Source organism: Exiguobacterium antarcticum DSM 14480, from assembly GCF_000685865.1.
Classification (GTDB): Bacteria; Bacillota; Bacilli; order Exiguobacteriales; family Exiguobacteriaceae; genus Exiguobacterium_A; species Exiguobacterium_A antarcticum.
On the sequence record NZ_JMKS01000005.1, the window covers coordinates 392,786 to 418,101 of the forward strand.

A 25,316-nucleotide genomic window follows, 5' to 3' on the forward strand; every position below is an offset into this window, starting at 1 on the left:
CAGGCAAATCCACGACAGGAAGCAACGAAATGGACCGGATTCGGTTGTTTGTTTGACGAATGAAAAGAATCTTCGTCGATTATTTACAAGCTTTACAAAAAGGATAGGAAACGTCTTGAATGTAAGGTCTGTGAAGAATGGTTTAAGAGATGGTTAGAACCATTGGAAACACAAGCAATTGTCGTTATGGTCTAGTTACAGCCACGACACAGCCGGCGTTTTGCCGGCGTGAAGGACTAACTCGTAACTAGATGGAGGAATGACAAAATGAAACTTTGTACAATTGGACTCGGATATATTGGATTACCTTCTTCAGCCATGTTTGCAGATCACGGAACGGACGTCGTCGGGGTCGACATCGACCCACGCATCGTCAAGATGTTGAATGCGGGAGACATTCATATCGAAGAACCGGGACTCGAGGACGTCATCAAACGTGTCGTCGCAAACGGAAAGTTTCGGGCAACGTTGACACCGGAACCGGCAGATGTCTTTTTGATTGCTGTTCCGACACCGAATTTAAATGACACCTATAAATCATGTGACTTGAAGTATGTCCTTGCCGCTGTTCGGAACATGTTGCCGCACGTTCAAAAAGGGAATGTCCTCATCGTCGAATCAACGATCGCACCGCGGACGATGGATGATCATGTCCGTCCGTTGATTGAAGCAGCCGGCTTCGTCATCGGAAAAGACGTCTTTGTCGTTCATTGTCCGGAACGTGTGCTTCCGGGACAAATCCTACATGAGTTGATTCACAATAACCGGATTGTCGGTGGATTGACACCGGCGTGTGCGGATGCCGGTGCGGCCGTCTATGAAACGTTTGTCCAAGGTGAAATCGTCAAGACGGATGCGAAGACGGCAGAGATGTCGAAGTTGATGGAAAATACGTTCCGTGATGTCAACATCGCCTTAGCGAACGAATTGACGCAAGTCTGCCATAAGCTTGAGATCAATGTCCTGGATGTGATTGAGATGGCCAACATGCATCCACGTGTGAATTTACATCACCCGGGACCCGGTGTCGGTGGACACTGCCTGGCGGTTGACCCATACTTCATCGTCGCCAAAGCACCGTCCCTTGCGCGGATCATTCATACGGCACGGGAAACGAACGTCAATATGCCGCACTTCGTCGCGGAACAGGCAGAACGCCTTGTTGCGTCGCACGTGCGACCAAAAATTGCCGTGTTCGGTGTCACATATAAAGGAAACGTCGATGACATGCGCGAAAGTCCGGCTGTTGATGTGATCGAACAATTGATTGACCGTGGACTCGATGTAGCAGTCTGTGACCCACACGTCGCACGTTCGATTTCGTCACGTTTTGAGCTCGTCGATGAAATCGAAGCAATCAAAGGGGCGGACCTTGCGCTTGTACTCGTCGATCATGACGAATTCAAACAGTTTGATTCCCGACGTCTGGCGAATCAGATGCGGACACCGGTCTTATTTGATACAAAAGGTATCGTCCAGCCGCTTGAAGACATCACCGTATTGAACTTCGGCAACTTGCATACGTATCAAACGACGGAAGTGGATGCGAAGGCGATATGAACGGGGTTGGCACAATTGGGAAAGAGTTGAAAGATCATTTTTATCTGATCTTTCGTCTTTCGCTTTATGAAACGAAAAGTCAATACAGCATGCAATATCTCGGTTGGTTTTGGGAAATCATGACGCCGCTCCTGCAGATTGGTGTCTACTGGGTCGTGTTTGGCTTCGGGATCCGTGGAGGAAATCCGGTCGACGGGATTCCGTTCGTCTTTTGGTTGGTCAGTGGATTGATCGCCTGGTTCTTCATCGGCAGTACGATTCCAAGCGGTTCACGATCGATTTACGGGCGGGTCGCCCTTGTTTCGAAAATGCATTTTCCCCTAAGTACGATACCGGCCTATGTCATCCTGGCACAATTTTACCGTCACCTCGCGATGATTGTCCTGACGATCATTCTCGGCATGGCCTTTGGTTATTTTCCGGGGTGGCATACGTTGGAATTGTTGTATATCGTCCCGGCAGGCGTCATCTTCCTGTATGCGGTCTCACTGTTATTGTCGGCACTGGCGACGATGATTCGAGATGTCCAAAACATGGTGACGTCAGCTATCCGGATGTTGATGTATTTGACACCGATCATGTGGATTCCACCGGACCACAGTTTATTCAAGACCTTGTTGATGATCAATCCGCTCGTTTATTTGATCGAAGGATATCGTTCTGCTCTGATTGGAACGGGATATTTACTGGATCACGTCTGGTACGGTGTCTACTTCTGGACCATCACATCCGTTTTATTAATAGTAGGAGCAGCGGTCCATCTACGATTCCGGCGGTACTTCATTGATTATGTCTAGGAGGAAAAACCATGAGTCACGTCGTATTCGAAAATGTTTCAAAACGCTATGTCTTGTATGCCCGACCGATTGATAAATTAAAAGAAGTGTTGTTCGGTAAAGTCAGCGGCAAACCGTTTTATGCATTAAAAAACGTCTCGTTTTCCGTCGAACAGGGGGAAATCGTTGGTGTGGTCGGCATCAACGGGAGTGGGAAGTCGACCTTGTCGCATCTGCTCGCAAACGTCACACCACCGACATACGGGCGTGTGACGCTTGGCGGGAAGTCGGCGTTGATCGCGATTTCCAGTGGTCTCAACAATCAGTTGACCGGACGGGACAACATCGAACTCAAAGGGTTGATGATGGGACTGACGAAAAAACAAATTCAGGCCATCACACCGGACATTCTCGAATTCGCCGACATCGGCGACTTCATTGATCAGCCCGTCAAGACGTATTCGAGCGGGATGCGGGCACGTCTTGGTTTTGCCATTTCCATCAATATCAATCCGGATATCCTCATCATCGATGAAGCCTTATCGGTCGGTGATCAGACATTTACGGAAAAATGTCTGGATAAGATGCGAGAGTTTCGGGATCAGGGCAAAACAATCTTTTTTGTCAGTCATTCCTTAAATCAAGTCAAAAGTTTTTGTACGAAAATTCTTTGGCTCGAGTATGGAGAGGTCCGGATGTTCGGACCAACGGCAGAAACAATGGCGGAGTATAACAAATATTTATACTGGTACAAGCAACTGACAAAAAAACAAGCCACGCATTATGTCACGAAAAAAAGAACAGGGCGAAGTGATGAGATCGAGCGTTCGACACGCGGTGAAACGATCGAGTTGTCGTCATGAATAATAGATAGGGGATGGAACGAATGAAACGAGTCATGTTAGTGTTCGGAACGAGACCGGAAGCGATCAAGATGGCGCCTGTCGTCAAAGCGTTAGAAAAACGAGAAGGCGTCGAACCGATTGTCGTCGTCACGGCACAACACCGGGAGATGCTCGACCAAGTCCTTGAATTGTTCCAAATCGTTCCAGACCATGATTTAGACTTGATGCGACCACGTCAGACACTTGAAGAGATGACAGCACGGATTTTAAATGCGATGCGTCGTGTCTTAGAAAAAGAGCAACCGGATTTGGTGTTAGTCCATGGGGATACGACAACGACATTCGCTGCTTCGCTGGCGGCCTTTTATCAGCAGATTCCAGTAGGTCATGTCGAAGCCGGATTGCGGACGTATCAGAAGTATGCACCGTTCCCGGAAGAGATGAATCGTCAACTGACAGGCGTGCTCGCTGATTTTCATTTTGCGCCGACCGAGCAAGCAGCGGAAAATCTGCGCCGTGAAAATAAACAAAGTCCGATCATCGTCACGGGAAATACCGTCATCGATGCGTTAAAAACGACGGTTTCTCAGGACTATACACATACTGTGTTGACTGATCTCGAAGCAAGTGGACGTAAGTTGATTTTGTTGACCGTCCATCGACGGGAAAATCATCTCCAGTTGTCGCGTATCTTTGATGCCATCGAACGATTGGCAGACAGCCATCCCGACATCGAAATCATCTATCCGGTCCATCCGAATCCAATCGTACTCGAGGCGGCGGAACAATTGAAACATCACCCGCGAATTCGGTTGATCGAACCGCTCGATGTCTTTGATTTTCATAACTTAGCAGCCCGTGCGACCTTGATTTTGACGGATTCTGGCGGGATTCAAGAAGAAGCGCCTTCGCTTGGCGTACCGGTACTTGTCTTACGCGAGACGACGGAACGTCCGGAAGGTGTCGAAGCGGGAACGTTGAAACTCGTCGGGACGGATCCGGAACGCATTTATACAGCGGGACATCTGTTACTGACGGATGAAGTCGCCTATGAAGCCATGGCGCAAGCGGCGAATCCATACGGAGACGGTCATGCGGCAGAGCGGATCGTTGATGCGATTTTGAGTGAGGTACCGGTATGACTGCTCGCTCACTTGAACTGGCAAGCTATCAGTTCTTTCCGCAGGGGAATCGAGAAAAAATTCTACTAGAAGAAAATGCAGAGGGTGTCTGGTTCGATTTTCAACAGGCGGATCCGACGGATAAATTGTACATTCAACTGTTTGATCAAGGGTTTCAATATCCGCCGTCGAAGCTGTATCGCGCAGACGCAGCATTTGAGCAAGCGGATGTCATCACGATCACCTGTGAGCTCGAAGCAAATCAATCGTGCGACATCCAAATCTTCAAGATGCAGTACGGGCAAAAAAAACGGATGCACTCAGAAACCGAATGGCTGACTTTAGACGGTCCGACGACGTGTTCACTTCAACTGAAGCGAATCAAAGGAGCCGATTATTTCAAGATTGCCTTCAAATTTTTACTTGAAGGGGATATGCGGGTTCGGTTGACGGCACTACACGTCAACCGGCTTGTTCCGATCAAGCAGGAGGAATCCTATCATGTTATTTAGTTCGACGATTTTTTTATTTTTATTCTTACCAATCGTGTTGCTTGTCTACCACTTGTTGCCTCGCGTGTTTCGAAACGGCTGGCTCCTCGTAGCGAGCCTTTTCTTTTATGCCTGGGGTGAACCGAAGTTTGTTTTGCTGATGCTGACCAGTATTCTGATTAATTACCTGTTTGCGTTGGCTGTACACACGTATCGCACACGAATTGGTGTCAAATGGATCATGTTCAGTATGATTGCCGTCAACCTTGGTTTACTCGGTTGGTTTAAGTACAGCGGTTTTTTTGTTACGTCACTCAATGAGACGTTCCAAACGTCCTTGTTTGTCCCGGAAGTCGTTTTACCAATTGGGATTTCATTTTTCACTTTCCAAGCGATGAGTTATGTCATCGATGTGTACCGTCAAGCGGGGAAGGTCCAAAAAAATCCGCTTGATCTTGCGCTCTATATCGCTTTGTTTCCCCAGTTGATTGCCGGTCCGATTGTCCGTTACGAAACGGTTGCGGACGAAATCAACCATCGGCAGGAAACATTGCCGGAATTTGCACAAGGTGTCCGTCGCTTCATCATCGGTTTATCGAAAAAGCTGATTTTAGCCAATGGATGTGGACAGGTCGCGGACACGATTTTTAACATGAAGGATTTATCGATGGGACTCGCCTGGATTGGGATCATCGCCTATGCCTTACAAATTTACTTTGATTTTTCCGGATACAGCGATATGGCGATTGGACTTGGATTGATGTTTGGGTTCCATTTTCTTGAGAACTTTAACTATCCCTATATCTCAAAATCTGTCTCTGAATTTTGGCGTCGTTGGCACATTTCGTTAGGTTCTTGGTTCCGGGACTATGTTTACATTCCACTTGGCGGAAATCGGGTCTCACCGTGGAAGCAGTATCGTAATCTCGGAATCGTCTGGATGCTGACCGGACTGTGGCACGGTGCAAGCTGGACGTTCGTTGCCTGGGGGGTCTACTATGGGATCTGGATCATGCTCGAGAAAGCATTCCTTGGGAAACTGTTGGCACGGGTTCCGGTGTTCGCGACCGTCTGGACACTCGTGCTTGTCTTAGTCGGTTGGGTCTTTTTCCGGGCAGAAACGTTCCCGGAAGCGATCACATACATCCAAGCGATGTTCGTCCCAGATGTGTTGTGGGATGACCGCGCCAGTTATCAACTCGTCCAAAATGGTGTCATCTTAACGCTTGCTTGTTTTGCTGCGACACCGATTCCAAAGCGGATCGGAGAACGATTTGTCGAGTCAGCGGGTAAGGTTGGACAGACAGTGCAGTATGGTTATGCGATGGTCTTGTTGTTTCTCGCGACATCGGCGCTTGTCGCAAGCACGTTCAATCCCTTTATTTATTTCCGTTTTTAGAAAGGAGAAGACGAAATGGCACAACCAATCGAACGTAAACCAACAGAAGTCGGTCAACCGTCCTCTTCCTTTGAACGGACGATGATGTGGCTGACGACAATCAGTTTTTTCGTCATCCTGATGACGATCGGGGTGGGGACGATCCTTCGGGAAGACCGGGGCAGTTCCCAGCTTGAAAATCGAGCGCTTGCTCAGTCCGTCGAGCCGACTGTCCAAGGCATTACTTCGGGTGACGACATGGTGAAGATGGAAAATTATTTCACGGACCAATTACTATTGCGCGGCACCTTTGTTGAGATGCAGGCAGGATTGTCTAAAAATGTCTTGCGGCAACCGTTTCGTAACGGCATTTACACGGCGAAAGACGGTTACTTGATTGAGCCGAGCCAAGCGGCGCAACCGGTCGTCCCTGACGCCTTTCAACAGTTCACGCAAGATGTTGGCCGTCCGGTCTTCTTTGCACTCGCACCGTCGAAAACCGTCATTGCAGAGCGGGACGGAATCATTCCAAGTTATGTCGCTTCGAATGCGGAACAACGGTACGAAACGATGCAAGCCGGGTTCACGAAAGCGGGCATCACATCGATTCCCCTCGACGCGTTACGGTTATCCGATTACTTTAAGACAGATCACCACTGGAATGTAGACGGCGCCTATCAAGCCTATGGTGAAATCATCCGGACGGTCGGGAAAATCGAACCGACGTTAAAAAAGGTTGAAGTGGACCCTGAATCAAAACGATCGTCGGAATATCCTTACTTTGGTTCACTCGCCCGCAAGACGACACTGGCGTATGCGAGCACAGGAGACATGATTGAATATTACGACGCGAATCAATTCAAGGGAATTGATGTCTGTTATGACAAGGCGTGTGGACAACCTTTGATTGATGAGCAGTTCATCAAGGAAGAAGGAGACTATGCCGATCGGTATGAAGTGTTCATGCGCGGCAACCACGGCATTTTATCGATGACATCGAAGACGAAGGGACCAAAATTACTTGTCCTCAAGGACTCGTTTGCGAATCCTGTCCTCCCATTTCTCGCCAAGAGTGCCAATCTGGAAGTCGTCGATATTCGGTACGTCACTAAAGATTTTGATGCTTCTGAATTCGCGAAGCAAAAAAACGTCGATGCCATCGTCTTTTTACACAATGCGAACATCGCTGGCTTGATGAAGACGTATCAGCAGAAATTGTAAGGGAGGTGCCGCATGAGATCACGTCTACGAAAAAAGCAACGGCCGATTGGCTGGCGAATCGTGAGTGCCGTGTTGTTATTGTTTGTCTTAACGATCAGTGCGACGACAGGATATGCATTTTTAAAATTTCAGCAAACAGCTGATGCGTTCATCACGCCATTAAAAGGGGAAAAAAAGCTTCCGCTCGAAGTGATGCAACCGGTCAATGTATTATTGATTGGAGTGGATGAACGAAAGAACGATCCAGGACGCGCCGATGCGATCATGTTGCTATCGTTTAACCCGAAAACAAAACAAGCAACCTCCCTTTCGATTCCACGTGATATGCAGGTGACGCTTAAAAACGGTGAGAAAACAAAAATCAATCACACGTATGCTTATGGCGGGGTCGAAGAGACGATTGAAACGGTCGAGCAGACGTTTGAGACTAAAGTCCCGTACTATGCCAAAATCAATATGGATGGATTGATTGAACTCGTTGATGCGGTTGGCGGGGTGACCGTTGACAATCCAGCTGCCTTCAGTTGGAACGATCGACGTCTGCAGAAGGACTACGCTGAAGGGAAAATCAAACTGGACGGACTCGAGGCGAGTGGATACGCGCGGATGCGAAAACAAGATCCGCTTGGGGACATGGGACGGCAAATCCGTCAACGTCAAGTGTTAGAGGCAGTCGGCATGAAACTTGCCGGTCCTGATGTTCTGACGAATTTAGAAGAAGTCAGTCGTGTCCTGAAAAATAACTTCAGTACGAATATCACGTTTTCAGAGGCGGCTCAACTGGCGCAAGAAAATCAAACCGGTTTTGAACGTCTAAAACCGTTGAAACTGGACGGTGAAGGATACATCGCGAGTGATGGTGTCTGGTATTTCTTTGCCTCGGATCAATCGATGCAAGAAGCCAGACAGGAAATCGATGAAGTGACGAAAAGTTAACGACACCACTGTCAACGACTGACGCAAGAGGGCATTCCTTTTGTGCAGTCTTTTTTAGTGTTCCTGTTGGTCCAAAAGTCTTATTTTCTTTAGCGGACTAAAATAAGCTTTGACAGAACTGCAGAACGAATGGAAAATGGAAATGAAAACGATTACATAAAACCAAGGAGGATACGGTATGAATCGATTGAAGTCAGTCTGTGCAGTTGTGCTAACGTTTGCACTGATATTTAGTTTATTTCCAGTAAACGGTTTGGCACTGGAAAAAGGAAAATCGACACTCGTCATCATTCACTATAAAGAGGATAAAACGTCACAAAAAGATTGGAATCTCTGGTTATGGGCCAATGGACCGGATTACTTCCCGAATAAGGCACACGCTTTTAATGGCGAGGATGCTTATGGAAAGATCGCAGCTTATGAATTTCCAGTCGATCAACCGGAAAAAATTGGTTTCATCGTCCGGGATGACGATTGGAACAAAGATGCTGGTTCAGAAAGCGACCGGTTCATCACAAAAGACATGATCAAAGACGGCGTCGCAGAAGTGTGGATCGAGTCAGGTAGTAAAGAGGTATCACCTGTCAATCCAACGGGTGGTAGTGACGTCGAATCCGTCAATACGAATATTCATTATTACCGTTACGATAATGATTATGACAAGTATGGAGTATGGGCATGGCCAAATGCTCAAGACGGAAAACGGTTTGAATTCGACGCTCAAGATGAGTTTGGTGCTGTTGCCAACGTCACACTGGCGAACACGACAAAGGAACGTCTTGTCGGAATCATTCCTCACATCGAAGGCTGGTCGGAAAAAGACGGCGCGGATCGTTTTTATTACGCGGGAGCAAAAGACATTTGGCTGATCGAAGGCGATCAGACCGTGTATTACGGTAAACCGGACATCGACCGGACACCAAAATTCACAAGCTTTTTAGCCGATGATTTTAAGAAGATGACGCTCAAAACGAATTCACCGATGACGGCAGAGGATCTGAAAACATTAACGTTCAAAGGTCTTAACAATCCGGTCGTGAAACAGGTAGATGCGAAAACACTTGAAGTCACGGTAGCATCGGACATTGATCTCGCGAATATCGTCACCGTGTCACATCCGGTGTTTGGCGAAGGAATCTTAGAAGCAGGGAAAATCTTGCGTTCCGATGCCTTCGATCAAAAATATGCGTATGACGGTAAACTCGGCACTTCGTACCAAAAAGGCAAAACGACGTTCCGTGTCTGGGCACCGACTGCCCAAGCTGTTGAACTCGAGCTGTACAAGTTACCGAAAAAACAAGCGGCAACAACAAAAGATATCGTCCGTGAAGTCAAGATGGTCCGTGGCGACCGTGGTGTCTTTACGGTCACCGTCAAAGGAGACCTTGACGGAACAGGGTACACATATGAAGTCAAACATGCCAAAGAAACGACACGGGCAGTTGATCCGTATGCGACGGCTGTTGCTGTCAACGGGGACCAAGGGGTTGTCGTCGATTTAAATGAAACAGATCCAAAACGTTGGACGAAAACAAAAATGCCATTAAAACAAGCGACGGATGCCATCATTTACGAAACACATGTCCGTGACTTGTCGATGTTCGACGTCACGGGGACTACGTATGATTCAGGCATCAAACAAAAAGGGAAATATCTTGGCGTCGTCGAACCCGGCACACGTTTGATGAAAGACGGCAAAAAAACAAAAACGAAGACCGGTCTTGATCACTTAAAAGAACTCGGAATCACCCATGTCCAGTTCATTCCTGTGTATGATTTCAATACGGCTTCTGTTGATGAGACAAATCCACTCAAAACATACAACTGGGGCTATGATCCGAAGAACTATAATGCACCAGAAGGTTCGTACGCAACCAATGCCTATGATCCGAAAGTCCGGATCAAAGAGATGAAACAGATGATTCAAGGGTTACACGACAACGGATTACGTGCCGTGATGGATGTCGTCTACAATCATATGTTTGACGCAAAAGCCTCGAACTTGGATAAAATCGTTCCAGGGTATTACTACCGCTACACAGAAGGCGGCGATTTAGCGAATGGAACGGGTGTCGGTAACGATACGGCTTCTGAACGGAAGATGATGCACAAATTGATCGTCGATTCGGTTGACTACTGGGCAAAAGAATACCGTTGGGATGGATTCCGCTTCGATTTGATGGGGATTCATGATGTCAAAACGATGAATGCCGTCAAACGGACGACAGCGAAAATTGATCCGTCGATCCTCGTCTTTGGGGAAGGTTGGAGTTTAAGCACACCACTCCCGGAAGCGGACAAGGCCAATCAGACGAATGCCAAACAGATGCCGGGTATCGCACATTTCAACGATAACTTGCGTGATGCGATCAAGGGCAGTGTCTTTGAAGATACGGAAGCTGGTTTCGTCAACGGCAAGACGGGTCTTGAAACACGAATCAAACGCGGAATCGTTGGTGAGATCGCCTACAACAAAGACATCACCGGATTTACAGCAGAACCGGGTCAAGCGATCACGTATGTCGAAGCCCACGATAACCACACATTATGGGATAAGTTGAACTTAACGAACCCGACGGATACAGATGCAACGAAAACCAAAATGCACCGTCTCGCGTCAGGTATTTTACTGACGTCACAAGGAACAACATTCATCCACGCAGGGCAGGATTTCATGCGGACAAAAGGTGGCGACCACAACTCGTACAAGTCACCGGACTCCGTCAACCAGCTCGACTGGAAACGAAAAATGGATCGTCAAGCCGATGTCGATTACATGAAAGGACTGATCCAAGTCCGAAAAGCGAACCCAGCGCTTCACTTAGGTTCAGCAAAAGACATCCGACGTTATCTGACGTTCAACGACGCACCGGAACAGGTCGTTGCCTATCAGTTAGCGGATGAGGCACCACAGCAAAAAACTGACCTCTACGTCGTCCACAATGCGAAACGTCAAGCGGTCAAGATGACGTTACCAAAAGGGACATGGCATGTGATCGTCGATGGTAAGACGGCAGGAACGAAAACACTTAAAAAAGTGTCTGGTAGCCTTACGGTCGATCCGCTCAGCTCGTACGTATTAAAAAAATAAAGACTAAAAAACGAGCCGCCCCTGTGAATGACTCACAGGGGCGGCTCGTTTTTTAGAATCAAGGAAAAATTAAGCGTAACGCTCGTCTTCTTCCTCTTCTTCTTTTAGGTTATCTTTTTCTGATTTCGCAACGATGACAGCACAGGCGGCGTCACCTGTAATGTTGACGGCCGTCCGCATCATATCAAGCAGACGATCGACACCGATGATCAAGGCGATCCCTTCGACAGGGAGGTTAACCGATTGCAGGACCATCGTCAACATGACGAGACCAACACCCGGTACACCAGCCGTTCCGACAGACGCAAGTACGGCAGTCAAGACGACCGTCGCCAGTTGCGCAGGTGATAAATCAACTGCATAGACTTGGGCAATAAAGACGGTTGCGACCCCTTGCATGATCGCCGTTCCATCCATATTGATCGTCGCACCGAGCGGTTGGACGAAACTGGACACAGAACGCGGAACCTTCAGTTCACGCTGTGCTGTTTGCATCGCAACCGGTAACGTCGCGTTCGACGATGAGGTTGAGAAGGCAAACAACATGACAGGAGCAAACTTTTTGAAGAAGAAAAACGGGTTCATCTTTCCGAGCAACGAGACAGTTGAGCCGTACGTCAACAAGGAATGAACGACAAGTGCCAAGATAACGACTCCCATATAGAGTGCCATTGCTTTCAGTGAATCAAATCCTTGTGCACCGACGGCCGAAGCGATCAAAGCAAATGCGCCGAGCGGTGCCATCTTCATGACGAGACCGATCAAGTACGTCATCAAGTCGTTACCTTGTTCGATGAACGAACGTAACGTCGAGGCCTTGCTACCGAGGAATGTAATCCCAAACCCGATGAAAACGCTGAAGACGATCAGTTGTAACATGTTGCCTTCTGCCATCGAAGCAATCGGATTCGTCGGGAACATCCCGACGATCGTATTGATCAGGCTGGTATCCGGTAGATTTCCTTGATCATACTTTAAATTGTCTGTCGCGAAATTCCCGAACGTCCCTGGTTTGATTAATAAAGCCAAGCCAAGGGCGATGACGATCGCAACAGCCGTCGTCGTCATGAAATAGCCGATTGCCTTTCCGCCGACACGGCCAAGTTCTCTTGGATTCCCAAGGCCCATGACACCAAGTGAAATTGAAAAGAAGACGATCGGTACGACAAGCATCTTGATCAGGTTCAAGAAAATCGTCCCGATTGGTTGGAGCGCATACTTATTCAATCCTTCATAGATTGATTTGTCCGGTAATGTCGCGAGAATGATTCCGAGGACAATCCCGAGAACCAATCCCCAAATGATTCGTTTGGCTTCTTTCATAAATGAGAACAACTCCTTTTTCAGATAACTGTTTATATTTTGACACATCATTCACTGTTTTGACAAAACATTTCATAAATATTACGGAAGCGCTTACAAAATATTTCGGTTTTTTTCAGCAAAAAATCATGAATCTGTTGTAAATAATCAGGCGACGTGAGAGGATAGAAAAGAACAAAAAGGAACATCTCAGGAATAGATTAAAACCGGTCAATCAACTATTGACCATTTTGTATATTCCTACTATAATGTTGTATGACGTGTCTGACACGTTTCCTTTAGTCGGTAATATCGGAGGGAGGGAAAACTAGTGGAAACTCGTGTACGTAAAAATGAATCACTTGAAGACGCACTTCGTCGCTTCAAACGTGGTGTTTCAAAAGATGGTACGCTTGCTGAAGTTCGTAAACGTAAACACTACGAAAAGCCAAGTGTAAAACGTAAGCTTAAATCGGAGGCTGCGCGTAAGCGTAAGAAGTTCTAACGTTAGAGAGGGTGTATCCTCATGAGTCTTCAAGAGCGTTTGACAGTGGATATGAAGGAAGCCATGCGCGCGCGTGAGAAAGATCGTCTCACGACGATTCGGATGGTGAAGTCGTCCCTGCAAAATGAAGCGATTAAACTCGGTAAGCAAGAATTAACTGATGAGGAAGAGCTAACTATACTCTCACGTGAGATGAAACAGCGCAACGACTCCCTCCGAGAATTCGAACGCGCTGATCGTCACGACCTCGTCGAGAAGATTCAAGCAGAGATAATCGTGCTCGAAGCTTATATGCCAAAACAACTTTCTGAAGAAGAAGTCCAGGAAATCATCGATGCAGCGATTGCGAAGACGGGTGCCTCGGCTCCTTCTGATATGGGGAAAGTAATGGGGATCGTCATGCCGCAACTTAAAGGTAAGGCGGACGGTGCCTTGATTAATCGTCTTGTTAAACAACAATTACATTAATCGGTTTTAAAAGGTGTCCTGCGGGACGCCTTTTTTTTTTTTTTTTTTTGAGTTATTAGAATTTTCGGAACTTAAAAGAGTTCTGAAACCTTTTTTGAGATGAAAGCGTATATAATAATAGTAACAACGAACCATGCTCAGAATGAAGAAACATCGTATGTCGTCTGATTCCGATGAAAAAGGGGTGAACGAAGTAATGTCTTTTAGCTTAGGGATGATTTTAGCGGTCTTCATGATCGGTGTCATCATGTTGCTGATCGAAATATTCGTGACAGGATTCGGTATTTTTGGTGTGCTTGGCATCGGTGCTGTCCTCGCGAGTTTAATCATGGCCGGAGCAACGGTTGGTCAAGTTGGTCTCGCGATAGGATTGGCAGTTTTTTTATCACTCGCTGCTGGGTTTTGGGCGTATCGTCGGATTAAATCAAACCAATCGCTCTTATGGAGAGGCTTGATTTTGACGGATTCGACATCGTCGGAAAAAGGATATCTATCTCATCAAGACAAAGAACAACTGCGCGGTAAGGTCGGGATTAGTTTGACCCAGCTTCGCCCTGCAGGAACGATTGAAATCGACGGGAATCGTGTCGACGCCGTCACAGAAGGTAGTTTCATCAACTCGGGCGAACAAGTCGTCGTCCAAGACGTCACCCACGGACGAGTCATCGTTCGAGTCCAAAAAACGAAGGAGGAGTCACTCACATGACACCTGAACTATTGACCATTTTACTCATATCGGGAGGAATACTTATTTTCCTCGCAATCTTCTTTACGCTTGTCCCCATTCCACTCTGGATTAGCTCGCTCGCTGCTGGAGTCCGTGTCTCAATCTTCACGTTAGTCGGGATGCGACTGCGTCGTGTCACACCATCAAAAATCGTGAATCCATTAATCAAAGCCGTCAAGGCCGGCATCGACCTCAATACAAACCAACTGGAAAGTCATTACCTGGCCGGTGGTAACGTTGACCGTGTCGTTAACGCCTTGATTGCGGCACACCGGGCGAACATCGAACTAAGTTTCGAACGAGCGGCCGCGATCGATTTAGCTGGGCGGAACGTTCTTGAAGCCGTACAGATGTCCGTTAACCCAAAAGTCATCGAAACACCATTCATTGCGGGTGTTGCGATGAACGGGATTGAAGTAAAAGCAAAAGCGCGGATCACGGTTCGGGCCAACATCGACCGTTTAGTTGGTGGTGCGGGTGAAGAAACTGTCATCGCGCGTGTTGGTGAAGGTGTCATCTCGACGATTGGTTCGTGTCAGGATCAAAAAGAAGTGCTCGAAAATCCTGAAATGATTTCTCGGACCGTCCTTGCGAAAGGTCTGGATTCAGGAACAGCGTTTGAAATCCTCTCGATTGATATCGCGGACATCGATATCGGTAAAAACATCGGAGCGGTTCTTCAGACGGATCAGGCGGAAGCCGACAAAAACATCGCCCAAGCGAAAGCCGAAGAACGTCGTGCCATGGCGATTGCAAGCGAACAAGAAATGAAATCACGTGTCGAAGAAATGCGCGCCAAAGTCGTGGCGGCAGAAGCAGAAGTCCCACTTGCGATTGCAGAAGCATTACGTGACGGCAACTTCAGCGTGATGGATTATGCCAACTACTTGAACGTGACAGCTGATACGAAAATGCGTCAAGCGATTGGTGGTCAATCTTCGCCGAATGACTCACAATAAAGGGTGATCTAGGATGGAAAGTTTAATTTGGGTCGGATTGATGATCGCCTTTGGTGTCATCTCTGTCATCTCCAAGGCAGCTGATCAGAAAAAAACGAGTTCTTCAACACGAGTTCCCTCGAAGGAATTTGGCGACTATGTCAAAAAAATGGTCGATCAGGTCGAAACGCGGTTACCGGAGGAACGTGATCTGCCTCCTGCGATCAAGCGGAAACAACAAAAACAAACACAACCGGTCAAACATCAACGGACTGAATTGCAACAACGATTGGATGAACGAGATCGTCTGAAAGCACAAAAACAACAGTCGAAATCGAACATCGGTAAAATCACGGGGAGTATTGCAAGCGATGAGATTGGTACACGACGTAATCGGCAAAAGGGTATGCATACGACACAGGAAGAAATTCGCCAAGCCATCATTTGGAGCGAAGTCCTTGGACCGCCGGTTTCGAAACGTTCCTCGAAAACGCCGCCTCGTTGAAAAAAGTGATCCTCGTTTTTTTACGAGGGTCACTTTTTTGCTTCAAGGAGCCGTCTGTTAGTGGTCACGATGAACCGCTGGGAATCAAGATGCGGTAAAACTAGGAAACAACGTGTTGGGGATGGGTTTTTCTTTCCATCTATTCTTTGGAAATGCTAAAGTGGACTAGAATAGACTTATAGAGATGACATACTGTTATCCATCATTAGGAGGCCAATCATAACGTGATATTTAATGAAAGAATCCCATTTGCATTTTCGAATTCAGAACAGATTCAAGCATTCGTAGGACCGAACGATGCCGTACTAAAAACGATGGAAGCGGAACTGGATGTGCAACTGACACCCCGGGGAGATGAATTACTGGCGCAGTCAGAAGAAGAACGGTCTGTTATTTTAGCTAAACAGGTGGTCAGTGTCTTAAAACAGCTTGTTGATCGAGGTGCTGTCTTGACGGAACGTGATGCAACCAGTGCGATTCAACTCGCTCGACAAGATCGTGTGGATGAATTACTGGAATTGTACGATACGGTCATTCATACGAATCATAAAGGAAAACCGCTGCGTGCCAAAACACTTGGGCAGGCCCGTTATGTCCGGGGGATCGAAAAATGTGACCTGACGTTTGGGATCGGACCAGCCGGGACCGGGAAAACGTATCTTGCCGTCGTCATGGCGGCACGTGCCTTGAAGGAAGGGTACGTCAAACGACTGGTGCTAACACGACCAGCGGTAGAAGCAGGTGAGAATTTAGGGTTTTTACCAGGTGACTTAAAAGAAAAGGTCGATCCGTATTTGCGTCCGCTCTATGATGCGTTACATGATGTTCTCGGAGTCGAGCATACCGCCCGTTTGCTGGAACGTGGTGTGATTGAAATCGCGCCGCTCGCCTATATGCGGGGACGGACCCTCGAGCACGCCTTTGTTATTTTAGACGAAGCACAAAATACGACACGAGAACAAATGAAGATGTTTCTGACACGTCTCGGATTCCATTCGAAGATGATCGTCACAGGCGATTTGACACAAGTCGATTTACCGCGCGGGAAGGCATCCGGTTTACAAGAAGCCTTAAACTTACTCGGAAATGTCCGGGGCATTCACTTTGAACACTTCAGCTCGGCTGATGTCGTCCGACATCCACTTGTTCGAAAAATCATTGATGCGTATAGTCAAGAACTCGGCTAACACGCAATAGGTGAGTCTTAGGGTGGAAAGGAGACGAACGAATGCGGAAAGTAGGTATATGGATTGGTCTGTTGACGCTTGGGTTTTATATCATCATCTCAACGATGATGTATGTCAGTGTCCGACCGGAAGCGTTATCGGCAGAACCATTTTCGATTGCGGAAGAAGATATCCGGTCACCGCTGACGATTGAAGACCGTGAAGCAACACGGTTACTCAAAGAAAATACCGTCGCAGCAATCGACAGTCAATATACGATTAAACAAGAATACGCAACACAGCAGATTGATAAAATCGAACAGCTGTTTGCGGGTCTTAAAGGTATCAAGCAGGCAGAAGATATCGGACGAATCAAACAGCGTCTCCGAGGGACGGAAGCTGCTGACTTGCTACAGGATGATGAGTTACGTTTGCTTGCAACGTCATCGAACTCGGTCCGAAGCACGGTCCGTGACGTCGTCATTACGGCGATTGAAGAAGCGATGCGGCAACGGATTTCTTCTGACGGTGGTGAAGTCTCAGAAGCCCGTGAAAATGCACGACTTGACATTGAACGGTCGCCGTTGTCATTTTCGATGAAGGCAGTTGGAAAAACGTTGACCGATCAATTGATCGTGACGAACTACGTCTATGATCCGGAAAAAACAGAACAACTACGTAAGCAGACGAACGAAAAAGTCGAACCCGTACTGATCTCTGAAGGTGAAGTCATCGTCAAACGTGGAGAAGTCATTTCTCAGGATGCGTACCGGCAACTGCAACTCGTTGGATTGATTTCTGATCGTCAATCCTTTAAGCCGCTGCTTGGGACATTGATTTTAAGCGCACTGATGACTATATTATTATTCGGATTCATCGGTCGTTCGAATCTCCGTTATGCGAAGATGGGTAAGGTGAAACTATTTAGTCTCGTCTATCTAGTCGTCATTCTCCAACTCATCGTCACATACGGGATGGCGTTTTTAGCGGATGACATCAATCCAGCTCTCTATCTACTGACACCAACAGCTTTTTCAGCACTTGTCCTACGTAATTTGCTGAACGAACGAATTGCCTTATCGAGTACACTGTTCATGGCGCTAGCGGGGACCTTTTTCTATAGTGTGAATCAGAACTTCAGCTTTAACATTGCGATTTATTTATTGGTCGGGGGATTGGTTGCGACGTATTTTCTGCGGTCCAGCTTGTCGCGCCGACGGATTTTCATCAGCAGTTTGACGATTTCTGCGGCCAATATCGCTGTGTTCCTCGCGTTTGTCTTAATGCGTAGTGGGCAACTGGAACTAAAAGAAACATCGATTTTGATAGGGTTTGCGATTGCAAGTGGCGTCTTAAGCGCAATCTTAGCCATCGGATTATTGCCGTTCCTTGAGATGACGTTTGGTATCTTGGCGCCCACCCGTCTTCTTGAACTACTAAATCCGACGCATCCGTTACTGAAAAAATTATTGGTCGAGGCACCCGGAACCTACCATCACAGTATGATGGTCGCGAACCTGGCTGAGACAGCTTGCGAAGCGATTGGGGCCGATGGATTATTGGCGCGTGTTGGAGCTTACTATCATGATTTAGGCAAAACCCGTCGTCCACTCTACTTCATTGAAAATCAACATGGTCTTAATCCGCACGATCGTCTGAAGCCGGAAGAGTCGGCACGCGTCATCCTGGCGCATACGGACGATGGAGTTGAACTGTTGGAAGAAGCAAAATTACCGAGTGTCATCGTCGATATTTGCCGGGAACATCACGGGACCTCGTTATTACGTTATTTTTACGTCAAGGCGACGGAACAAGGGGAGGTCGACGAAGCCGATTTCCGGTATACTGGTCCAAAGCCACAATCGAGAGAAGCGGCTGTCATCATGATTGTCGATTCGATCGAAGCGGCGGTTCGTTCCATGAAAGCACCGACTGAAACAGGAATTCAAGAATTGGTCAAAAAAATCATTCGTGAAAAGTTACTCGATGATCAATTTTCAGAATGTGACATGACGACACGTGATATTTATCGCGTCGGTGAGAGTGCGTGCCACACATTATCTGGACTTTTCCATGAACGAATTGAATATCCTGAATTAAAGAAAGAGGAACTGACATGAACATTTATACAACAGATGAAGGTACATTGTTGACGGAAGATCAGATGAAGTTGGTCGAGTCGATTTTAGTCTATACGGCAACGGAAGAAGAGGTGGAACAAAACAGTGAATTGTCGGTCACATTTGTGACAAATGATGAAATTCAGCAGATTAACCGGGAGTGGCGTGGGAAAGACCAAGCGACAGACGTCATCTCGTTTGCGATGGATGAACTCGGAGAGGATGAAATCGATTTTCAACTGCTTGAAGACGAACCGGTTGTCCTCGGGGATTTAATCATCTCGGTCGAACGATGCCGGGAGCAGGCCGCGGAATACGGTAATCATTTTGAACGGGAACTTGGATTTTTAGCCGTGCATGGTTTTTTGCATCTGCTCGGGTATGATCACATTGAAAAAGCAGATGAAGACATCATGACAAAGCGTCAGGAGGAAATCCTGCATCACTTCGAGTTGTATCGAGGAAAATTGTGAAGACGTGGTGGTTACCGTTTGTTCATGCGATGAACGGGATACGCCAAGCTGTCAAGGAAGAACGGCATATGAAAGTCCACTTCCTGATTGGTCTGATTGTTTTACTCGTTGCCTTTTACTTACCACTGACTTCGACGGAACGGGCCATCTTGTGTTTAACGGTGGGGGTCGTGCTCAGTGCGGAGATGTTTAACACGGCATTCGAGCGAACCGTCGATCTCGTGACACAAGAGTGGCATCCGTTAGCCAAAGCGGCGAAAGACATCGCGAGTGGTGCCGTTCTTGTGTTGGCGCTTACATCAATTGCGATTGCACTATGCATCTTCGTTCCATATTTGGTACAATAAGAATCCGGCCTTTTTTGGCCAACAAAGTTGCTAAAAGGGGAAAAATGACATGAAAACAGAACAATTACTCGAACAAGCGAAACTCGCACGCGAAAAAGCATATGTTCCTTATTCAAAATTCCAAGTCGGCGCTGCCTTGCTTACGAAAGACGGACAAGTATTCCACGGTTGTAACATCGAAAATGCAGCATACGGTCTTTGCAACTGTGCTGAACGGACGGCTATCTTCTCTGCATGGGCACAAGATGCACGTGAATACGCAGCGATGGCTGTCGTGGCAGATACAGAAGGACCTGTTGCACCATGTGGACAGTGTCGCCAAGTCTTATTTGAGATGTGTGATGCCGATATGCCTGTCTACTTGACGAACCTGACGGGTGATGTCACGGAAACGACGGTTGGTGCCCTCCTACCAGGTGCATTCACGAAGGGAGATCTTCATGTTTAAAGAAGGATTTAAATCAGGATTCGTCTCGATCATCGGTCGTCCGAACGTCGGGAAATCAACATTCTTGAACCGTGTGATTGGTCAAAAAATCGCCATCATGTCGGATAAACCACAGACGACACGGAATAAGATTCAAGGTGTCTACACGACAGACGACTTGCAGACGATTTTCATTGATACACCAGGGATCCATAAACCAAAACACAAACTCGGTGATTTCATGATGAAGGTCGCAACCAATGCGTTGCGTGAAGTCGATGCGATTCTCTTCATGATTAATGTGACGGAACCTAAAGGAAAAGGGGATGAGTTCATTATCGAGAAGCTAAAAGATCTCGATACACCAATCATCCTCGTCATGAATAAAGTTGACTTGATTCATCCAAACGACATCCCGCCAATCATCGAATCGTATCAAAACGAATTGGATTTTGCGGCAGTCGTCCCAATTTCGGCGCTCCAAGGTAACAACGTCGAACCTCTTTTACAAGAGATCGCGAAAATCCTTCCAGAAGGACCAATGTATTACCCGGCAGATCAAATTACCGATCACCCGGAACGGTTTATCATCTCGGAGATGATTCGTGAGAAAGTCTTGCAAAAGACGCGTGACGAAGTCCCGCACTCGATTGCTGTGGCGATTGATCAGATCAAGACACGGGAAGACGGCAACATGGTCGACATCCATGCGACGATTTTGATTGAGCGTGATTCACAAAAAGGAATCATCATCGGTAAACGTGGTGCCTTGTTAAAAGAAATCGGGTCAGAAGCCCGGACGGATATCGAGATGTTACTCGGGACAAAAGTTTACCTCAACCTTTGGGTGAAGGTGCAAAAAGACTGGCGGAACAAAGCCGGACAATTGCGTGAACTCGGTTTCCGGGACGACGAGTATTAAGCGATGATTGATAAGGCGGAAGGGCTTGTATTACGCACGGTCGTGTATGGTGAATCAAACAAAATCATTACGCTGTTAACACGTGAATATGGCAAGCTCGCCGTCATGGCCCGTGGTGCGAAAAAACCAGGCAGCCGTTTTAACGCTGCGAGTCAACCGTTCATTCGGGCGGTTTACGTGTATCCACGTTCACGTGGTCTCGGTCAATTGAAGTCAGCCGATGTCATTACCGGATATTCGAACATCCGCCAAGATGTTTTTTTGATGGCCTATGCGATGTATGTCCTGGAACTGGCGGATAAGGCACTGGATGAACGGGTACCGCAACCGGCACTGTATGACTTGTTCGTTGATGGTCTAGAGGCGATGAACGAAGGACTTGATCCGGACGTCGTCTCGTTTATCATCGAACTTCGATTACTTCGGCATCTAGGAATTGCGCCACATCTAAACGGCTGTACGATTTGCGGCAGTGCCGAAGCGCCATTCGCGTTTTCACTGAACCACGGTGGCTTATTGTGCAGGCGGCATCGGCACGAAGATGAGCATGCTGTCTATTTGACGGAATCGGTCGCTAAGATGCTCTATGTATTTTCCGTCTATGATTTTTCCCGGATCGGTAAGGTTGAAGTGAAGCCGGAAACAAAACGTTTGTTACGGCAAATCATGGATGCTTATATGGAACGGTACAGTGGTCTTCGTCTTCGTTCGAAACGGGTTCTGGATCAATTACTCAATCTCGGAGACGATTGACAGACTGGTCGATCGTTCGGTAGAATAAGTGCGGAAGAACTAACTAAACGAACACGATGAGAAAAAGGAGTAACACCTGACGTTCAGTCAAGCGATTTCGGGATAGTGTGAGCCGAAAATGAATTAGGTGTGAACGGCATTTTTGAGTGTTCCTGATCAAAGAGTGGCATGCTTGTCATGCAAGTAGGGTGGAACCGCGGGCTTGTCTCGTCCCTATGTACAACCTTGTTGTACATAGGGACGTTTTTGCGTTCCCGCATAAATTTGGAGGTGGAAGTCTTGAAGATGACAGTACAGGAAATGATCTTAACACTGCAAAAGTTTTGGGCTGAACAAGGCTGCTTGACGATGCAGGCATATGATGTGGAAAAAGGTGCCGGGACGATGAATCCGATGACATTTTTACGGAGTCTCGGACCAGAACCATGGAACGTCTGTTACACAGAACCATCACGACGACCGGCGGATGGACGTTACGGAGAAAATCCGAATCGTTTGTATCAACACCATCAGTTCCAAGTCATCATGAAACCGTCACCGGATAACATTCAGGAATTGTACTTACAAAGTCTTGAACTGCTTGGGATCAATCCGCTTGAACACGATATTCGTTTTGTTGAGGATAACTGGGAGAATCCGACGTTTGGTGCAGCGGGTCTCGGATGGGAAGTTTGGTTAAACGGAATGGAAATCACGCAGTTCACCTATTTCCAACAAGTCGGTGGGATCGAATGCAGTCCGATTGCTGTTGAAATCACGTACGGAATCGAACGTCTCGCGTCCTATATCCAGGACGTCGAAAGTGTGTTTGATTTAGTGTGGACGGACGGATTCAAATATGGCGATATCTTCTATCAGCCGGAATTCGAGCATTCAAAATATACGTTTGAGACATCGGATGTCGACTTGTTGTTTACATTGTTTGATCAATACGAAAAAGAAGCAAACCGAGCGCTTGATGAAAATCTGGTGTTCCCAGCCTATGACTATATCTTGAAGTGTTCACATGCCTTTAATCTATTGGATGCCAAAGGTGCGATTTCCGTCACGGAACGGACAGGGTTCATTCATCGTGTAAGAAACATGTCACGCCGTTGTGCACAAAGCTTCATCGAAGAACGGGAACGGTTGGGATTCCCATTGATTAAATCGAAAGCAGGTGAATCGCATGCATGAATTATTACTTGAAATCGGTCTTGAAGAAATGCCGGCTCGTTTTGTCCTGCAGTCGGAAACACAATTAAAGGACCGGATTAAGACGTTCTTGAAAGAAGCGCGGATTACGTTCGAGACGATTGAATCGTTTTCGACACCACGCCGTCTTGCGGTCCTCGTCACGGGTATGTCGGAGCGTCAAACGGACTTAGAAGAAACGTTGAAAGGTCCTGCTAAGCGGATTGCTCAGGACGAAGAAGGTAACTGGACCAAAGCGGCACAAGGGTTTGCACGTGGAAAAGGATTGACGACGGAAGACCTGTTCCTCAAAGAAGAAAAAGGTGTCGAATACATCTTTGCGACACGCAAAGAAGTAGGGCAGGAAACAGCGACATTGATGCCGGGATTAAAACAGATCGTCGAAGCGATGTCCTTCCCGAAAAACATGCGTTGGAGTACCCAGTCCTTACGTTACATGCGTCCGATTCGTTGGATGATTGCCTTGCTTGACGAGCAAGTCATACCGTTTGAAGTGGCCACTGTCGAGACGGGACGGACGTCACGCGGACATCGTTTCCTTGGTCAAGACATCACGATCTTACGTCCAAACGCGTATGTCGAGGCGCTCGCAGCAGAACATGTCATCGTCAGTTATGACAAGCGTCGTCAGATGATTGAAAAACAAATTCAAACATTGAGCGAACAGGAAGGTTTTGACGTGCCAATCGACCCAACCCTTCTCGAAGAAGTGACGAATTTGGTCGAATATCCGACTGCTCTGTTTGGTGCGTTTGATGAAGCCTATCTCGAACTACCGGAAGAAGTGCTCATCACGACGATGAAAGAACATCAACGGTATTTCCCAGTGAAGAAAGACGGAACATTATTACACTATTTCGTCACGGTCCGTAACGGAAATGCAAATCATCTGGAGAACGTCGCACGTGGTAACGAAAAGGTCATCCGGGCACGTCTTGCGGATGCCCAGTTCTTCTATGAAGAAGATAAAAAAGCGGATATCGATGCGCAGGCAGCACGGTTGGATAAAATCGTCTTCCATGAAAAACTCGGAACGACAGGCGAAAAAGTCCGCCGTGTTCGTGAGATGGCCTTACAACTTGCCGATCGTTTCGGAGCAGAACAGGCTAAAGTGGAACGCGCCGGAACAATCTATAAGTTTGATCTCGTCAGTCAAATGGTCTACGAGTTTACAGAACTCCAAGGGATGATGGGCGAACGTTATGCCAACATGAAAGGCGAAGATGCAGAAGTTGCAGCATCGATTCGTGAACATTACTTACCACGGTTTGCTGGGGATGAAAGTCCAAGCACGGCAACGGGAACAGTATTAGCTGTTTTGGATAAGATGGATAGCGTCGCCGGTTTCTTTGGTGTTGGTATGATTCCAAGTGGTTCTGCTGACCCTTATGCGTTACGACGCCAAGCGCAGGGGATCGTTCAGATTCTTTCAGACCGTCAGATTGACATGACGTTGTCGGAACTGATTGAATTCGTTGTCGCGGCACAACTAAAAGCAGGGCTTTATCAAGCCGATGCAGAACAAGTAAAAGCAGCGATGGAAGACTTCTTCAATCAGCGCCTGAAATTCCGTCTGTCGGAAAAAGGTCATCGTCATGATGTGATTGAAGCGGCACTTGAACCCCAGTTGACGGTCGAAGCAAATGAAAAACGAGCAGCGATGCTCGAACAGGCGACGCAACGTCCGACGTTTAAGAAAACGGTCGAACAGCTCAGCCGTGTCTTGAACATTTCGAAAAAAGCGGAGACCGTGGTCACTGTCGATCCGACACTTTTTGAAAATGAAGCGGAACGTGCGTTGCATGAACAGATCGAACAGCTGATTCCAGAAATTGAAGCAGCCGTCGAAGTCTCTGACTATGAACGGGCGATTCAAGTACTCGAAGCTAGCGTGCCGACGATCACTGCCTATTTTGACGGGACGATGATCATGGCAGATGATGAAGCGGTTCGGACAAATCGCCTTAGCGAGATGAAACGATTTGCGACGGCAATCGAAAAAGTCGCACGATTCAATGCACTCACTTTAGTGTGAATAAAGGACGGATGA

The 25,316-nt window shown here is 47.3% G+C and carries 24 protein-coding genes and 2 pseudogenes; 25 read left to right on the plus strand and 1 reads right to left on the minus strand.

The features are described from left to right. Positions 1 to 267: 267 nt before the first annotated feature. The 9 genes from P404_RS0113300 to pulA all read left to right on the plus strand — a co-directional run bounded on the left by P404_RS0113300 (position 268) and on the right by pulA (position 11,419). On the plus strand, positions 268 to 1,560 hold the full coding sequence (locus P404_RS0113300) for a nucleotide sugar dehydrogenase (RefSeq protein WP_026831017.1): 1,293 nt from the start codon (positions 268 to 270) through the stop codon (positions 1,558 to 1,560). After that, positions 1,557 to 2,357: an ABC transporter permease gene (locus P404_RS0113305; protein WP_026831018.1), complete on the plus strand. Its 801-nt coding sequence runs from the start codon at positions 1,557 to 1,559 to the stop codon at positions 2,355 to 2,357. The genes P404_RS0113300 and P404_RS0113305 overlap by 4 nt, the downstream gene beginning before the upstream one ends. Before the next feature lie 11 nt (positions 2,358 to 2,368). Continuing rightward, the gene (gene tagH, locus P404_RS0113310) at positions 2,369 to 3,199 is read left to right on the plus strand and encodes a teichoic acids export ABC transporter ATP-binding subunit TagH (protein ID WP_014969792.1); all 831 of its coding nucleotides are present in this window, start codon (positions 2,369 to 2,371) and stop codon (positions 3,197 to 3,199) included. Positions 3,200 to 3,213: 14 nt separating this feature from the next. Next, positions 3,214 to 4,323 carry a non-hydrolyzing UDP-N-acetylglucosamine 2-epimerase gene (gene wecB / locus P404_RS0113315; RefSeq protein ID WP_026831019.1) on the plus strand — a complete coding sequence of 370 codons (1,110 nt, stop codon included), beginning with the start codon at positions 3,214 to 3,216 and terminating at the stop codon, positions 4,321 to 4,323. Continuing rightward, the gene (locus P404_RS0113320) at positions 4,320 to 4,814 is read left to right on the plus strand and encodes a hypothetical protein (protein WP_014969794.1); all 495 of its coding nucleotides are present in this window, start codon (positions 4,320 to 4,322) and stop codon (positions 4,812 to 4,814) included. The genes wecB and P404_RS0113320 overlap by 4 nt, the downstream gene beginning before the upstream one ends. Then, positions 4,804 to 6,192 (plus strand): MBOAT family O-acyltransferase, encoded by a 1,389-nt coding sequence (locus P404_RS0113325; RefSeq protein ID WP_026831020.1) that lies wholly within the window; start codon positions 4,804 to 4,806, stop codon positions 6,190 to 6,192. The genes P404_RS0113320 and P404_RS0113325 overlap by 11 nt, the downstream gene beginning before the upstream one ends. A gap of 15 nt (positions 6,193 to 6,207) precedes the next feature. Beyond that, on the plus strand, positions 6,208 to 7,392 hold the full coding sequence (locus P404_RS0113330; RefSeq protein WP_014969796.1) for a DHHW family protein: 1,185 nt from the start codon (positions 6,208 to 6,210) through the stop codon (positions 7,390 to 7,392). 12 nt (positions 7,393 to 7,404) lie between these two features. Continuing rightward, positions 7,405 to 8,328, plus strand: a complete 924-nt coding sequence (locus P404_RS0113335) for an LCP family protein (protein WP_014969797.1) — start codon at positions 7,405 to 7,407, stop codon at positions 8,326 to 8,328. 178 nt (positions 8,329 to 8,506) lie between these two features. Continuing rightward, positions 8,507 to 11,419, plus strand: a complete 2,913-nt coding sequence (gene pulA, locus P404_RS0113340; RefSeq protein WP_026831021.1) for a type I pullulanase — start codon at positions 8,507 to 8,509, stop codon at positions 11,417 to 11,419. Between the two features lie 69 nt (positions 11,420 to 11,488). Here pulA and P404_RS0113345 read toward each other — a convergent pair whose 3' ends face one another. Continuing rightward, positions 11,489 to 12,742, minus strand: a complete 1,254-nt coding sequence (locus tag P404_RS0113345) for a dicarboxylate/amino acid:cation symporter (RefSeq protein ID WP_026831022.1) — start codon at positions 12,740 to 12,742, stop codon at positions 11,489 to 11,491. A 310-nt stretch (positions 12,743 to 13,052) separates the two neighbouring features. Here P404_RS0113345 and rpsU point away from each other — a divergent pair, with 310 nt between their 5' ends. The 16 genes and pseudogenes from rpsU (at position 13,053) to glyS (ending at position 25,301) form a co-directional block, all read left to right on the plus strand. Then, positions 13,053 to 13,226, plus strand: a complete 174-nt coding sequence (gene rpsU / locus P404_RS0113350; RefSeq protein ID WP_012369719.1) for a 30S ribosomal protein S21 — start codon at positions 13,053 to 13,055, stop codon at positions 13,224 to 13,226. Between the two features lie 21 nt (positions 13,227 to 13,247). Then, positions 13,248 to 13,694, plus strand: coding sequence for a GatB/YqeY domain-containing protein (locus P404_RS0113355; protein WP_014969801.1), 447 nt, complete (start codon positions 13,248 to 13,250; stop codon positions 13,692 to 13,694). Positions 13,695 to 13,878: 184 nt separating this feature from the next. Beyond that, a complete protein-coding gene (locus tag P404_RS0113360; protein WP_026831023.1) occupies positions 13,879 to 14,400 on the plus strand; it encodes an NfeD family protein in 522 nt (173 codons plus the stop codon). Continuing rightward, complete coding sequence (floA, locus tag P404_RS0113365) at positions 14,397 to 15,380, plus strand: flotillin-like protein FloA (protein ID WP_014969803.1); 984 nt, start codon at positions 14,397 to 14,399, stop codon at positions 15,378 to 15,380. Before P404_RS0113360 ends, floA begins: the two co-directional genes overlap by 4 nt. Positions 15,381 to 15,393: 13 nt before the next feature. Beyond that, positions 15,394 to 15,864 carry a hypothetical protein gene (locus P404_RS0113370; protein ID WP_014969804.1) on the plus strand — a complete coding sequence of 157 codons (471 nt, stop codon included), beginning with the start codon at positions 15,394 to 15,396 and terminating at the stop codon, positions 15,862 to 15,864. A gap of 224 nt (positions 15,865 to 16,088) precedes the next feature. After that, entirely contained in the window at positions 16,089 to 17,051 is a 963-nt protein-coding gene (locus tag P404_RS0113375; protein ID WP_014969805.1) for a PhoH family protein, read from the plus strand. 107 nt (positions 17,052 to 17,158) lie between these two features. Then, positions 17,159 to 17,767 (plus strand): annotated as a pseudogene (locus tag P404_RS19125) (HD family phosphohydrolase); the annotation flags it as partial. Positions 17,768 to 17,857: 90 nt separating this feature from the next. Next, positions 17,858 to 18,430 (plus strand): annotated as a pseudogene (locus P404_RS19130) (HD family phosphohydrolase); the annotation flags it as partial. Further along, positions 18,425 to 19,150 (plus strand): HDIG domain-containing metalloprotein, encoded by a 726-nt coding sequence (locus P404_RS19135; protein ID WP_414085601.1) that lies wholly within the window; start codon positions 18,425 to 18,427, stop codon positions 19,148 to 19,150. The pseudogene P404_RS19130 and the gene P404_RS19135, both read left to right, overlap by 6 nt. Continuing rightward, positions 19,147 to 19,623: an rRNA maturation RNase YbeY gene (ybeY, locus tag P404_RS0113385; RefSeq protein ID WP_014969807.1), complete on the plus strand. Its 477-nt coding sequence runs from the start codon at positions 19,147 to 19,149 to the stop codon at positions 19,621 to 19,623. Before P404_RS19135 ends, ybeY begins: the two co-directional genes overlap by 4 nt. Next, complete coding sequence (locus tag P404_RS0113390) at positions 19,620 to 19,970, plus strand: diacylglycerol kinase family protein (protein ID WP_014969808.1); 351 nt, start codon at positions 19,620 to 19,622, stop codon at positions 19,968 to 19,970. Before ybeY ends, P404_RS0113390 begins: the two co-directional genes overlap by 4 nt. A 49-nt stretch (positions 19,971 to 20,019) precedes the next feature. After that, entirely contained in the window at positions 20,020 to 20,418 is a 399-nt protein-coding gene (locus P404_RS0113395; protein WP_014969809.1) for a cytidine deaminase, read from the plus strand. Next, positions 20,411 to 21,319 (plus strand): GTPase Era, encoded by a 909-nt coding sequence (gene era / locus P404_RS0113400; protein ID WP_014969810.1) that lies wholly within the window; start codon positions 20,411 to 20,413, stop codon positions 21,317 to 21,319. The genes P404_RS0113395 and era overlap by 8 nt, the downstream gene beginning before the upstream one ends. Before the next feature lie 3 nt (positions 21,320 to 21,322). After that, positions 21,323 to 22,072, plus strand: a complete 750-nt coding sequence (recO, locus tag P404_RS0113405) for a DNA repair protein RecO (protein WP_014969811.1) — start codon at positions 21,323 to 21,325, stop codon at positions 22,070 to 22,072. 285 nt (positions 22,073 to 22,357) lie between these two features. Further along, positions 22,358 to 23,248, plus strand: coding sequence for a glycine--tRNA ligase subunit alpha (glyQ, locus tag P404_RS0113410; protein ID WP_026831026.1), 891 nt, complete (start codon positions 22,358 to 22,360; stop codon positions 23,246 to 23,248). Then, positions 23,241 to 25,301, plus strand: a complete 2,061-nt coding sequence (glyS, locus tag P404_RS0113415) for a glycine--tRNA ligase subunit beta (RefSeq protein ID WP_034774540.1) — start codon at positions 23,241 to 23,243, stop codon at positions 25,299 to 25,301. Before glyQ ends, glyS begins: the two co-directional genes overlap by 8 nt. Positions 25,302 to 25,316: the final 15 nt, after the last annotated feature.

What these genes read in the sequence shown, in the direction of transcription:
- P404_RS0113325 (WP_026831020.1), top strand. Translation starts at nt 4,804, where the DNA reads ATGTTATTTAGTTCGACGATTTTTTTATTTTTATTCTTACCAATCGTG.
- ybeY (WP_014969807.1), top strand. Translation starts at nt 19,147, where the DNA reads ATGAACATTTATACAACAGATGAAGGTACATTGTTGACGGAAGATCAG.
- P404_RS19135 (WP_414085601.1), top strand. Translation starts at nt 18,425, where the DNA reads ATGACGTTTGGTATCTTGGCGCCCACCCGTCTTCTTGAACTACTAAAT.
- tagH (WP_014969792.1), top strand. Translation starts at nt 2,369, where the DNA reads ATGAGTCACGTCGTATTCGAAAATGTTTCAAAACGCTATGTCTTGTAT.
- floA (WP_014969803.1), top strand. Translation starts at nt 14,397, where the DNA reads ATGACACCTGAACTATTGACCATTTTACTCATATCGGGAGGAATACTT.
- P404_RS0113370 (WP_014969804.1), top strand. Translation starts at nt 15,394, where the DNA reads ATGGAAAGTTTAATTTGGGTCGGATTGATGATCGCCTTTGGTGTCATC.
- P404_RS0113305 (WP_026831018.1), top strand. Translation starts at nt 1,557, where the DNA reads ATGAACGGGGTTGGCACAATTGGGAAAGAGTTGAAAGATCATTTTTAT.
- wecB (WP_026831019.1), top strand. Translation starts at nt 3,214, where the DNA reads ATGGAACGAATGAAACGAGTCATGTTAGTGTTCGGAACGAGACCGGAA.
- P404_RS0113320 (WP_014969794.1), top strand. Translation starts at nt 4,320, where the DNA reads ATGACTGCTCGCTCACTTGAACTGGCAAGCTATCAGTTCTTTCCGCAG.
- P404_RS0113355 (WP_014969801.1), top strand. Translation starts at nt 13,248, where the DNA reads ATGAGTCTTCAAGAGCGTTTGACAGTGGATATGAAGGAAGCCATGCGC.
- P404_RS0113330 (WP_014969796.1), top strand. Translation starts at nt 6,208, where the DNA reads ATGGCACAACCAATCGAACGTAAACCAACAGAAGTCGGTCAACCGTCC.
- glyS (WP_034774540.1), top strand. Translation starts at nt 23,241, where the DNA reads ATGCATGAATTATTACTTGAAATCGGTCTTGAAGAAATGCCGGCTCGT.
- era (WP_014969810.1), top strand. Translation starts at nt 20,411, where the DNA reads ATGTTTAAAGAAGGATTTAAATCAGGATTCGTCTCGATCATCGGTCGT.
- recO (WP_014969811.1), top strand. Translation starts at nt 21,323, where the DNA reads ATGATTGATAAGGCGGAAGGGCTTGTATTACGCACGGTCGTGTATGGT.
- P404_RS0113300 (WP_026831017.1), top strand. Translation starts at nt 268, where the DNA reads ATGAAACTTTGTACAATTGGACTCGGATATATTGGATTACCTTCTTCA.
- P404_RS0113335 (WP_014969797.1), top strand. Translation starts at nt 7,405, where the DNA reads ATGAGATCACGTCTACGAAAAAAGCAACGGCCGATTGGCTGGCGAATC.
- glyQ (WP_026831026.1), top strand. Translation starts at nt 22,358, where the DNA reads ATGACAGTACAGGAAATGATCTTAACACTGCAAAAGTTTTGGGCTGAA.
- pulA (WP_026831021.1), top strand. Translation starts at nt 8,507, where the DNA reads ATGAATCGATTGAAGTCAGTCTGTGCAGTTGTGCTAACGTTTGCACTG.
- P404_RS0113345 (WP_026831022.1), bottom strand. Translation starts at nt 12,742, where the DNA reads ATGAAAGAAGCCAAACGAATCATTTGGGGATTGGTTCTCGGGATTGTC.
- P404_RS0113395 (WP_014969809.1), top strand. Translation starts at nt 20,020, where the DNA reads ATGAAAACAGAACAATTACTCGAACAAGCGAAACTCGCACGCGAAAAA.